The organism is Bremerella cremea (assembly GCF_003335505.1).
In the GTDB taxonomy this organism is placed as follows: domain Bacteria; phylum Planctomycetota; class Planctomycetia; order Pirellulales; family Pirellulaceae; genus Bremerella; species Bremerella cremea_A.
The window spans coordinates 41837-54303 of sequence record NZ_QPEX01000006.1; the positions used below are offsets into that span (position 1 = coordinate 41837).

Annotated in this window: 7 protein-coding genes; all 7 read left to right on the plus strand. The window is 56.2% G+C overall.

All coding sequences use genetic code 11. The features are described 5' to 3' along the window. Positions 1-30: 30 nt before the first annotated feature. The 7 genes from DTL42_RS00695 to DTL42_RS00725 are packed head-to-tail and all read left to right on the plus strand — an operon-like array spanning position 31 to position 12459. Positions 31-1077: an AAA family ATPase gene (locus tag DTL42_RS00695; RefSeq protein WP_114366752.1), complete on the plus strand. Its 1047-nt coding sequence runs from the start codon at positions 31-33 to the stop codon at positions 1075-1077. After that, complete coding sequence (locus DTL42_RS00700; protein WP_114366753.1) at positions 1046-1948, plus strand: DUF58 domain-containing protein; 903 nt, start codon at positions 1046-1048, stop codon at positions 1946-1948. The genes DTL42_RS00695 and DTL42_RS00700 overlap by 32 nt, the downstream gene beginning before the upstream one ends. 12 nt (positions 1949-1960) lie before the next feature. Continuing rightward, on the plus strand, positions 1961-4291 hold the full coding sequence (locus DTL42_RS00705; protein WP_114366754.1) for a BatA domain-containing protein: 2331 nt from the start codon (positions 1961-1963) through the stop codon (positions 4289-4291). Beyond that, positions 4288-7053, plus strand: a complete 2766-nt coding sequence (locus DTL42_RS00710) for a hypothetical protein (protein ID WP_114366755.1) — start codon at positions 4288-4290, stop codon at positions 7051-7053. Before DTL42_RS00705 ends, DTL42_RS00710 begins: the two co-directional genes overlap by 4 nt. Continuing rightward, positions 7050-9374, plus strand: coding sequence for a hypothetical protein (locus DTL42_RS00715; protein WP_114366756.1), 2325 nt, complete (start codon positions 7050-7052; stop codon positions 9372-9374). Before DTL42_RS00710 ends, DTL42_RS00715 begins: the two co-directional genes overlap by 4 nt. Before the next feature lie 56 nt (positions 9375-9430). Beyond that, positions 9431-11392: a hypothetical protein gene (locus DTL42_RS00720; protein WP_114366757.1), complete on the plus strand. Its 1962-nt coding sequence runs from the start codon at positions 9431-9433 to the stop codon at positions 11390-11392. Continuing rightward, positions 11389-12459: a tetratricopeptide repeat protein gene (locus DTL42_RS00725; RefSeq protein WP_114366758.1), complete on the plus strand. Its 1071-nt coding sequence runs from the start codon at positions 11389-11391 to the stop codon at positions 12457-12459. The genes DTL42_RS00720 and DTL42_RS00725 overlap by 4 nt, the downstream gene beginning before the upstream one ends. The last annotated feature ends 8 nt before the right edge of the window (positions 12460-12467 follow it).

Genomic DNA, 12467 nt, shown 5'->3' on the forward strand with positions numbered 1-12467 from the left:
TAGATCTCTCACAGAACGGAAAGAGCCTGGATGTCCGAATCAGAGTTCGCCGAATCGGCGATCGAGAAAATATCTGTCGCGCGTACGCGGATCTTAGACCAACTGGGCCAGGTCATCGTGGGCCAGTCGGAAGTGATCGAGGAACTCCTCATCTGCTTGATGAGCCGTGGGCATTGCCTTTTAGAAGGTGCCCCAGGGCTGGCCAAGACGCTGATGATCAGCACCCTTTCCAAGGTGCTTGAACTGAGCTTCAGCCGCATTCAGTTCACGCCCGACTTGATGCCGGCGGACATCACCGGGACAGAAATCATTGAAGAGAATAAGACGACCGGCAATCGCGAGTTCCGCTTTTTGCAAGGGCCGCTCTTTTCGCACGTGATTCTGGCTGACGAAATCAACCGAACGCCTCCCAAAACGCAAGCCGCTTTGCTGGAAGCGATGCAGGAACGAACGGTGACCGTGGGACGCGTTCGCCACGAACTGGCCGATCCGTTCTTCGTGCTGGCCACCCAAAACCCGATTGAACAAGAAGGGACCTATCCGCTGCCCGAAGCGCAGCAGGACCGCTTCATGTTCAAGGTGTTTGTGAAGTACCCAACCTTCGACGACGAATTCGAGATCGCCCGCCGCACGACCGTGAAACAATCGGTCAAGCTGGAACCGGTCCTCACCGCCGAAGAATTGATCGAACTGCAAAGCCTGGTGCGCGACGTGCCAGCTTCCGATCATGTGATTCGCTATGCGATCACGCTGGTCCGCCAGACTCGCGTCGGCGAACCAGGCATTCCCGACTTCATTCCCGAGATGCTCTCGTGGGGAGCCGGCCCGCGTAGCGTGCAGTTTTTGATTTTAGGCGGCAAAGCCCGCGCACTGCTGCATGGACGTACGCATGTCACGACCGACGATATCCAAGCTTTGGCTAAGCCGGTGCTGCGTCACCGCATCGTGCTGAATTACGGCGCGGAAAGCGAAGGCATCTCGGCCGACGACGTGATCGATCGGATTTTGAAGGAAACGCCCGCCAAAGAGGATCAGCTAACCAGCGATGCCCGATTCCAAAAAATATTTGCATCCTGAGACACTCGGGCGGATTTCCAAATTGGAACTTCGCGCCCGGCATGTAGTTGAAGGCTTTCTCTCCGGTACTCATCGCAGCCCCTACTTCGGGCAGTCGATCGAGTTTCTCCAGCATCGCGAATACGCGACCGGGGACGATCTGCGCCATATCGACTGGAAGGTATGGGGCAAGCACAACAAGTACTTTATCAAGCAGTACGAAGAGTACACCAACCTCCGCTGCATGATGCTGGTCGATGCTTCGGCGAGCATGAGCTACGGCAACGGTCCGCTGACCAAGTACGACTACGGCTGCACGATTGCGGCTTCGCTGGCCTATTTGATTTTGAAACAGCAAGACGCGGTCGGCTGTGCCGTGTTTGACGATCGGATTCGTTACCGCGTGCCGGTGCTCAGCAAACGGACCCACTTGAACACCATCGTCGACGCCCTGGCCAACCAGTCGCCGCGCGACAAAACCGATATGCAGACTATCTGTCGCCAATTTGCCGAAGGCTACACGAGCCGCGGTTTGGTCGTGATGATTTCCGATTTCTTCGGCGATCAAGAAGCGACCGCCAAAGGACTGCGTATTCTGCGGCAACGGGGACACGATGTCATGGTCTTCCATGTGATGGACGACGACGAACTCGACTTTCCTTTTTCCGGTTCAACCCGGTTTGAAGGCCTGGAAAACGCCGACCATCTGACATGTAACCCCCGTGCCCTACGCGAAGGTTATTTGGAAGCGGTTAACGAGTTCACGTCGGGTATGCGGCGCGAATGCAGCAAGAATACGATCGATTACGCCCTGGTTCGGACCCGCGATTCGCTCGCCACGGTTCTGACGACCTACCTTTCCAATCGATTGGGAATGCATCACCGTAACTAAGTTCGAGGCGTAATGCTTTTTGTATATTCAGCTCTGGCTTGGGGTTTCGCCCTGATTTCGCTTCCCGTGTTGATCCACTTGATCAACATGATGCGGCATCGTCGTGTCCAATGGGCAGCGATGGATTTTCTCATGCAGAGCCACCGCCGCATGAAGCATTGGGTCATGATCCGGCAGTTACTTCTGCTGCTGACCCGCATGGCGGCGATAGCCCTGATTGTGGCCATGTTGGCCGGACTGATCACCACGCAAACGTGGTCGAACATGCTGGCCGATCGGGTCACGCACCATTTGATTTTGCTGGACGATACGTTCTCGATGGGGGAACGTTTGGGGGGCGATACGGCCTTCGATGCCGGCATTCAAACGACCAATCGCCTGATCGAACAGCTCGCCGAGCAAGACCAGCCGCAGCGAATCTCGGTGATGCTTTACTCCGATATCCTTCGTAACGGTCCGGAAGAAGCGGCCCCGAACCTGGCCTCGCGCATGCGGGTCGATATGGATTCGACCAGCATCACCAAACTACAAGAATTGCTTGGTACACTCAGCCCCACCGAGCAAACGGTTCCCCTGGCTGAAGTGCTGCAGCGTGGCAGTGAAGTCGCTGCGCAGTTCGACCAAACCGAAGTTGCCAAGCTGTACCTGGTTTCCGACTTCCGCGAAAAAGACTGGGGGGCAGAAGCCGCCGTCCGCGATCCTCTGGCTCGCCTGGAAGAACGCTCGGTCGAGATGAACTGGATCAATTGTGCCCGGCTACCGCAAGACAACTTGGCAATTACCGATGTAACGGTCGGCAATGGAACCATCGTCCCTGGCGTACCGACGATTGTGAAGGTTTCGGTCCGCAATTTTGGCGAGCAAGCCGCGATGGACGTCCGTCTGCAAGTCGACTTGTTTGGCTCGTCCTCGGGCAATGCCGACATTTCCCAGGCCGGTCATAGCCTCGAGCGTCTTGGCGAGCAGCTTCCGATTAACTTCGATGAAATCCCTGCCGGCGATCAAGTCACACGGCAAACGCAAATCATCTTTCCAGCCGATGGCTCGCAGGTCTTGTCCTTTCATCTGCCCGACGACGCACTTTTGCTCGACAACAACCGCTACGTGGCGGTCGACGTGCAGTCTTCGATTCCGGTTTTGATTGTCGATGGCGATCCGAAGTTGACCAATGCGTTTTACCTGCAGTCGGTTTTCAATCCGGCACCCAACGTCACCACCGGTGTCACACCGACCACCAGCAGCACCAGCTTCCTGACCTCGGCGGAACTGAAAGACCTGCAGAAGTTCGAGAACATTTTCATCATCGATCCCCCACAATTTGACGAGCGGGTCATCACCACGCTCAAGCAGTACGTCGAATCTGGCGGTGGACTTATTTGGTACCTTGGCCCTGGCACGAACGAAATCGGCCTGAGCGACCTTACGACCGCAGGACTTCTGCCCGCGAATTTGCAAGCCGTTGAAGAGTTGGAACAAAACATTCCCGATGGTCCGCCCGACTTTGTTCCTGGCGACAACCCGGTCTTCCGCATCTTCGCTGGCGAAAAGAATCCTTTCCTGCGGCGATTGATCGTCAGCAAGTACTTCCCGGTTCCGCCAGAATTTTTAAGCGAGAAACCAGCCGACGTGCAAATTCTCGGCAGCCTCCGCAACGACGCCCCTTTGGTCGTGCAGCAACCGCTGGGACAAGGGCAAGTCGTCACCTTTTTGACATCGCTCGGTCCGCAATGGAACAGTTGGGCCACCAATCCCAGTTTCATCGTCACCGTGCTCGAACTGCGTAACTACAGCAGCAAGTCGCGGGTCAGTGGTGCTGCGTTACCAGTCGGTTCAGAGATCGCGGTGATCGCACCGCTGTCGGAATACCGCTCGGACGTGCAGTTTTATGCCCCTGGGTTTGTGGCACCAGGCACTTCGCAGTTGCCGACGGTTCGCAGCGAACGGGTTGAATTCGCGACCCTTGGTGGCACGCTCGACGGCAAGGCGGTTCTGGCGGGGGTCGATAAGGTCACCGGCAAATTCCTCACCGGCCAAGCTGGCGTGTACGAAGCTTGGCTAACCAAGGTCGACGGCTCGAACGAAGTCCGCCGCTCGACGCTGGTGCCGGACGTACCGGAAAGCGATCTTTTAGGCATGAACGAGACCAACCTGCGTCAGCTTTATCCTTCGGTCACGTTCAACTACTTCAGCGCCAGTGCCTGGCAGTACGATGACGCCGCCCAACAAGGAACCAACTGGCAAACCATCTTGCTGGCCTTGGTGGTGGGGGCACTGCTTTTAGAACAAGTGTTGGCCTACTATGCCAGTTACCACCCGGCGACTGCAGGAGGGACGGCCGCATGAACGACGCTTCCACCAATACAATTACGGCCTATCAATTCAGCCGCTTGAGCGAGCTTCCCTATTGGTCGCAGTGGGCCTTGCTGGTTGCTGTGGTCATCGCGATCACTTCGTTTGTCTGGTGGTGGTCTCGCCGCGACACGCATGCGTTGCCGACCCTCAGCCGCTATGTGCTGTTCGGCCTGCGCACGGCCGCTTTATTGGGACTGCTGTTCTTCTTTTTCAACTTAGAAAAGAAAACCCAGCGCGAAGTCCGCGAGAACTCGCGCGTTGCCATTCTGGTCGATACGAGCCAAAGCATGGGGCTCCCCGATCAACGTCCTGGGTCTGGCACCGATCCGACCTCGCGGGCCGATCAAGCCATCACGCTCCTTTCCCAAAGCGAAATCATCCCGCAGCTGCGGCAGCAACACGATGTCAGCGTGCTGACGTTCGACAATGCTGCGCCGCCGCAAAGCGTTGCGTTCTTCCACCGCACCGGCGAGCCGGAAACAGTCCTCGAGCAAGAGGCGTCCGCCACCTACCAGCAGCAGTGGGACGAACTGACTTGGATTACCTGGACCGGCATTGGCGTGGCCGCAACCGGTTTGCTGCTATTGCTGTTGGCTGGCTTCAACGCCGGTGGCCAACTTGGGGCTACGTTCAGTTTTCTGAGTGCCGTATTGCTGTTGGCTGCCGTCGTCTTGGTGGCCGTGGGCGATTTACGTAACGATGAAGTCCGCCCTTGGGAAATTGTTTTCGGCAAATCCGAAAACCGACCCGCCAGCGAAGTCGAAACCGCCCCGTTAGAAACGCCTGCCGAGCAAGATTCACTACGCATCGAACAAATCGACTGGGCCAAGGCGCTGCAGCCGACCGGTATTGAAACCCGCATTGGGGATGCTGTCGTTCAGATCGTCAACCAAGAGCGAGGAGGCCCATTCTCTGGCATCTTGCTAGTCAGCGATGGTGCCAACAACGAAGGAACACCTCCTGCCGACGCCGCTCGCATGGCTCGGGAAATTGGGGCCCGGATTGTCACGGTTGGGCTCGGCTCCGACGAACAACCGCAAAGCGTCCGCGTGGTTGATCTGGAAGCCCCCGCCAAAGCGTATCCTGGCGACGAATTCCAACTTCGCGGCTACATCCAAGGCTTCGGCATGCCCAACAAAATGGTCACGCTGCAAGTCGCCTCCGGCACGATCGACGCGAACGGCGAGTTCCACGAAGAAGCAATCGAGCAATCTTCCGATCCTATCCAACTAGGCAAAGATGGCGAAGTGATTCCGGTCGACTTCCAAATCACGCCCGAATCGGTCGGCACGCGGGCTTATCAATTGCGAATCGTGTCGAGTTCCGAAACCGACCTCGACCAAAGCGACAACCAGCGGGTTGTCAAAGTTCAGATCATCGAACAACGCAACCGCGTGCTGCTGTTGGCCGGTGGCCCAACCCGCGAGTTCCGTTTCCTGCGTAATCAACTTTTCCGCGACAAAGACGTGGAACTGCACGTGCTACTGCAAACGGGCGAACCAGGAATCTCGCAAGAGTCCGACGAATTGCTGTTCGAGTTCCCCGATGACCCGACCGTGCTGTTTGAAGAGTACGACTGCATCGTGGCGTTCGATCCCGATTGGTCGCAACTTTCGCTGCAGCAGATTGAGCTCTTGGAACGTTGGGTCGGCGAAAAAGCTGGCGGCTTGATCGTCGTCGCCGGTCCGATCTATACACCCAAGTGGGCCAGCTTGCGGCGGGGCGATCCGTCGATCGACATCATCAAAGATTTGCATCCGGTCACCTTCTTCAGTCGGGGAACCTCGATCGGTCTGGGCCGTTTCGGTTCCGAAACATCGCGGAAGCTGGTGCTCACCGCCGAAGGTCAGAAAGCGGAAGCACTGCGGTTAGATCCTTCAGCAGACGTCAGCAACCGCATTTGGCAACAGTTCCCCGGCGTGTACGGCTACTTTGCCGTCAGCGGGGTGAAACCTGGTGCGGCGAACTGGATCGACGTCGAGGCGGAAACACGCAGCCTCGACGGCAAATTGCCCGTTTACATGGCTTCGCATTTTTATGGTGCCGGGCGGGTGATCTTCCTGGGTAGTGGCGAAATGTGGCGAATCCGCAGCATGGATGTCGGCTACTTCGAGACCTTCTATACCAAGCTCATCCGTTATGCTTCGCAAGGGCGACTAGCGCGGGATTCCAGCCGAGGCTTACTGCTGGTCAGTGCCGAACGGGTCTCGCTGGGAGAAACCGTCGAAGTACGGGCCTTCCTCACCGATGCCCAACACAACCCGCTCACCGATCCCCAGTTAGAAGGTCGCCTGATTATGCCGGACGGCACGGAAGAAACCCTCATGCTGCGGCAATTGCCGGAGTTCGAGGAAGGGCAGTACGCTGGGCAGTTCACGCCACTGCAAGATGGCGAATATCGGATCGAAGTGACGCTGCCTGGTGGCGGAGAAGATAGCTTGCTGACGCGTGAAGTTCGTGCTCGGATTCCCGATCGCGAAATCGCCAAACCGCAACGAGACGACGCCGTGCTGACCGCGTTCTCGAGCGAGACCGGCGGCCAGTCGATAGTGGGGATTAGCGAATTGATGCCAAGCGAGAACCTGCCGGCGTTGGTCGGTAGCGCCGTCTTGCCACCACGCGACATGTATACGGCACTTCCCGATCTGACGGATCGAACCTTTCAGGAACAACTACGCGGCTGGCTTCTGGCATTCATCGTGCTCGCGTTGAGCGTGGAATGGATTCAACGGAGGTTCGCGAAACTGGCATGAGCACCTCACGAGAACCACTGCCCGAATCGATCACCAGCCTGCTGGATACCCTGCGAGGACGCATCCGGCGCTATGTCCTTATCGAAGGGTTCGCCACCATTTTGATTTGGCTGGCGTTGGTCTTCTGGATCGGGCTGGCGTTGGACTACGTACCGGTGACCTTCGGCGCCAGCGAAATGCCGGTAGAAGCCCGCATCGTTTTACTCGGTATCGCCGGGCTTGGAACGCTGTGGATTTTGTACAGCATGGTATTAAGCCGCTTGTGGGTGTCGATGCCGTATCGCAGCTTGGCACTTCTGATCGAGCGGCGTTACCCGCAGTTGGGCGAATGCTTGTTAACGACGGTCGAAGCCGCTGAATCGCCACATGCCGTCGCCGACGCCTACGAGCAACAAATGCTCGATAAAACACGTCACGACGCCTTGGCGGCCCTGCCCGAGATAAAAATAAGCGAGCTGTTCGATCCCACGCCACTGTGGCGAAAAGGGCTCGGGGCTGCGTTTGCGGTGGTCACCATTGGCGTTTTCGCCTTGGTGGCGTTCGCTTCGTTTCAAATCTGGATCAGCCGACTTGCCCTGAACGATCAAGCTTGGCCCCGTTTGGCCCGGATGGAAGTACTGGGAATCGAAATCTTAGAACGAGACAACGACGGCAGCGAAGGCTCGACAACCGTGCTGTTGCCGTTTCAAGACAAAGTAGTCAAGGTCGCTCGCGGTAGCTCCGTTCGCTTGCTGGCCGCCGCCGACACCGCTGCCTCGTACGTGCCACGGTATGCAACGCTCGTTTATCGCACGGCAGACGGTCTCTCCGATTCGGTCCGCATGCAGCGGATGGGAACCTCGGAAGAGGACGAGCAGTTGCCGTTTGTGTATGACCGCAAACCCCTGATCGGGATGGCCAACTCGCTCGAGTTCGATGTGATTGGCTACGACCACAAACTGTCTGGCTATCGGATTGAAGTGGTCGATCGCCCCTTTATCACCAGCAGCGAAGTCGACGCTGTGCTGCCGGAATACACCGAACTGCTACCACGCAAAGAAGTTGTTTCCGGGGCGACGCAGTTGCCGGTCGGTTCGGAGGTCACCCTAACCATGACCACCAGCAAGCCGATTGTCGCCGCCACGCTGTTGGACCTTTCCACGCAAGAGACGAAAAAGCTGACCTTTGATCCGCCGGTAACCACCATCGAGCAGCAATATGCCCGCTTATCGCGTGACTTGCCGCTGGAAGTTTCGCTTGAAGATGTTGACGGGATCGCTAACGAAATTCCCTATCGCCTAAAAATTTCGGCTGCCCCGGATATGGCTCCAGCGGTGGAAATGCGGCCAATTGGGATCGGCTCGGCGATTACGAAAGATGCCCGGATTCAACTGGAAGGACGCATTCAAGACGACTTCGGCGTGGCCCGCTCGTGGATCGAAGTTCAAGTCGTCGGTGGTGCCGTGCTGGAAATACCTTTGCAGACCGATGCGGAAGGCAAATTTACCGCCCTGATCGATCTCAAAGATCAGCAAACGCCTGATGGCATCTTGCGAGTTGAGCCTGACGACAAAGTCATTATTACCGTTTTTGCGCAAGACAAATGCGATTTGGACGGGGAAGGGAACATCGGTACGGCCGATCGTCTCCAATTAGATGTGGTGACGCCGGATAAGCTTCTTTCGCTGCTAGAAGGACGCGAACTCGATCTTCGCCGCCGCTTCGAGCAAATACGGGACGAAACCGTCCGCTTACGGGAAGATTTCACCCGTATTCAATTTGATGCGAAGCGTTTTGCTTTGGGCGCTAAGGAATTTACCCCCAAAGACGCCCCCTCAGAAGAGGGAAAACCGAGCGTAAATACCGAAGAATTGTTCCGAAAGGCACTCGATCTGCAACGTCTCCGTATTCAAAGGGCCTATCAAGCGAGTAAGAAAGCCGATGGAGAACTTGTGGGGATACGGATTGGTTTCGAAGAAATTCGGGCCGAACTAACGTCTAACCGTATGGATACGACGGCCCGCAAAGAGCGTCTCGAGAAGATGATCATCGAACCGATCAAGCAGCTTTCCGACCCGATGCATGCTCAATTACAGAGCACCACGCAACAATTGGAGGCACTTTATGATCAGCCAGAACCGTTTCTTCCGGTCGTAGAGGTTGCCCTGGAGCAAACGGACGCAATCATTCTCGAAATGGAACGTATTTTAGAGAAGATGTTTGATCTGGAGAACTTCAACGAACTTATGGAAAAGATGCGTCTATTGATCGACGCTCAGACCAAACTTCGCGAAGAAACGGAAGATTTGCGGAAGCAGCAGATCCTGGATCTGTTAGATTAAGAAGCATGGATGATCATTTTGTGATCATCTCCTTTTCTCAACCGAGGGAACCTGAAATGCCTGAACGTCCTGCGAAACGAAATGCGCTGCTTGGACTGCGAAGGCTGATTCTCCTGACCTGCCTCGGTATCTTCTCGCTCTCGACGGCCGCGACTGCTCAAGAGGTCGCGACCAAAGAAGGGCTCTCCGACCGGCAGCAGCAAATCACCGCCAACTTCGACGAGCTAGAAAAGCTGATGCTGAAGATGGCCGATATCGACGAAGCCAACAACCCGCAGCGGGCCAACTTGCTGCGCGAAGCGGTCGGCAACAGTCGCAACCTGCGCGTGCAATCGCGCATGACGGAAACCACCGGCTCGCTCAAAGCGGGCCAGTTAAAGCGAGCCAGCGATCAGCAAGCGTTGATCGAGAACGATCTGCGCGGGCTCTTGAAGCTGCTGCAAAGCGAAAACCGAGACGAACAAATCAAAGACGAAGAATCGCGGATTCGGGACTACATCAAAAACGCCCAAAAGCTACTCAATCGCCAGCGGAGCATTCAGGGACGCACCGAAGGAGGCAGTGAGACGAAGCCTCTTTCCGAAGAACAAGCCCGCCTGGCTGACGATGCCAAGTCGCTGGCCGACAAGATTGCCGATCAGGAAGAAGGGGGCCGTTCCAACGAGAACGCAGATACCCCCGAAGGTGAAAACGGCGACGCCTCCGAAAAGAACTCCGCCAAAGAGAACGACGGAAAGCCAAACGCCCAGGAAGGCAAAGAAGGCCAAGAAAAAGAGTCTTCTGGCGACATGAATGAATCGGGCGAATCAAAAGAAAACGCGTCCGATTCTCAGAAAGGCGAGCCCGGCGAAGGGAAACAAGGCGAATCGAAAGAGGGCCAATCGAAGGAGGGTGAGTCCTCGGGCAAGGAAGGGCAAAAGTCCGACTCCGAAATGAAAGAAGGAGAAGCAGGCGAGCCCAAGGGCCAGGAAGATCAGAAGGATCAGCCCAAAGAAGGGGATTCCTCGGAAGGCAAGCCCGAAGATGGCCAACCGACGGAAGGGCAACCGAACGAGCAAAGCCAAGACGGTCAGCAAGGTCAAAAGGGTCAACAAAATCAACAGCAAGGTCAGCCGGGACAACCGAGCCAGCCGGGCGAGCAACAGCAAAACGACCAGCAACAACCACAGCAGCAGCAGGAAGACTTCTCGCCGCGGAAGCGGATCGAAGAAGCCCAGCGCCGCATGCAAGAGGCCCAGAAGAAGCTCGACGATGCCGACAAGGAAGGGGCTGCCCAAGAACAACAAGCAGCCCGCGACGAACTCGCCCAAGCGATCGCCGAACTCGAAGAAATTTTGCGTCAGCTTCGCGAAGAGGAAATCGAGCGTGTCTTAGCTCGACTGGAATCTCGCTTTACCAAGATGCTGGAAATGCAATTGCGTGTGAATGAAGATACCGAACGCCTTTCGCAAATCCCCGTCGACCAGCGTGGTTCCGCCGAAGACGCCGAAGCCGGTAAGCTAAGTTTCGCCGAAAAGCAAATCGTCGTCGAAGCAGATAAAGCCCTGGAATTGCTCAAAGAAGAAGGCTCGTCCATCGCGTTCCCCGAATCGCTGATGATGGTTCGCGAAGACATGCAAGAGGTCTCCAACCGCCTGGGCCAAGTCAAGCTCGATAGTCTTACCTTAACCATCGAGGAAGACATCGTGGCTGGGCTCGAAGAACTGCTCGAATCGCTGAAGCAGGCCCAAAAAGAACAAGAAGAACGCAAACAGCAGCAACAGCAACAACAACAGCAGCAGCAACAACCGGGTGAAGAGCCGCTGGTCGATCAGATCGCGGAACTGCGGTTGATTAAATCGATGCAGGTTCGTGTTAACCAACGAACCAATCGTTACGCCCAAATGCTGGAAGACGCCGACGACGAGGTTGGCCAAGCAACCAGCGATGACTTGAAAAATCTGTTACGAGATTTGGCCGAGCGTCAAAGTCGTATTTACGAGATTACTCGCGACAAAGTTCAGGGGAAGAACAAATGAGTTTTCGCCGAATTGTCTGCAGCCTAACGAGCCTCGCCCTCCTCGGAGGTTTTTTGAGCATGCCTCGTTTCGTGCAAGCTGAAGCTGGTTTAGGTGTCCCAGACCGTTGGTCCCCACCCTCGCGCGAGCAACTGGCGGAAGAGTTGACCACTTGGACGCAATCTTCGCAGATTCCTGTGGATACGAAGGCCCAACTGCTCGAGCTATGGCAAAACACCAGCAGCTCGGCTTTACCTTTGCGTGATCTCCTCGATCAATCGCTCGAAATAAGTTCCGCCGATATTTGGGCCAAGCTCAATACCTTCCGCGAAACGGGGACGTACCAAGGAGCCCTCGAACTCGATAGCAACAACGTCGACAACTGGCCTCCCAAGTTCCTCATTCACCACGCCAAGTTTATCTACGGCAAGTGGCTGGCAGAAAAAGGGTTCTACGACGAAGCCCTCCATGAACTCAGCGAACCCCTTCCCGATCAAGTGGTCGACCCGGCGGCGCTCCTGTTCTTCGAGGCTTCCTGCCAACATTACTTGCTCCAGAAAGAGCAGTGTGTGGCCACGCTCAAGCAGTTACTCTCGCGCAGCGAAGGGCTACCGGTGCGTTACTTGGCGGTCTCGCAAATGATGCTAAAAGACATCGAGCCCCTCGAAGCAGATTCGCTGGACGAAGTTGCCCGGATGATGCGTGATATTGAACGCCGCTTAGACTTAGGCCGAGCTGGTAAAAAGGTACGCCAGACCGAAGAAGACGTCGTCGCCAAGCTCGACAAGATGATTGAAGACCTGGAAGAACAACGCCAACAACAACAGCAGCAGCAACAACAGCAAGGGCAGAACGGATCGAACAGCGCCACCCAGCCCAAGCAGCAGAGTACACCCGGCACCGATACCGGACCAGGCAATGTCGATAAGAAAGAAATGGAACACAAGCACGACTGGGGAGATGTTCCGCCCAAGGAACGCCAGGAAGCTTTGCAGCAGATTTCCAATGAGTATCCCTCGCACTACCGCCGGGCTATTGAAGAATATTTCCGCAAGATCGCGCGCGACCCCGCAGCGGGCAACAACTAACTAAAGCA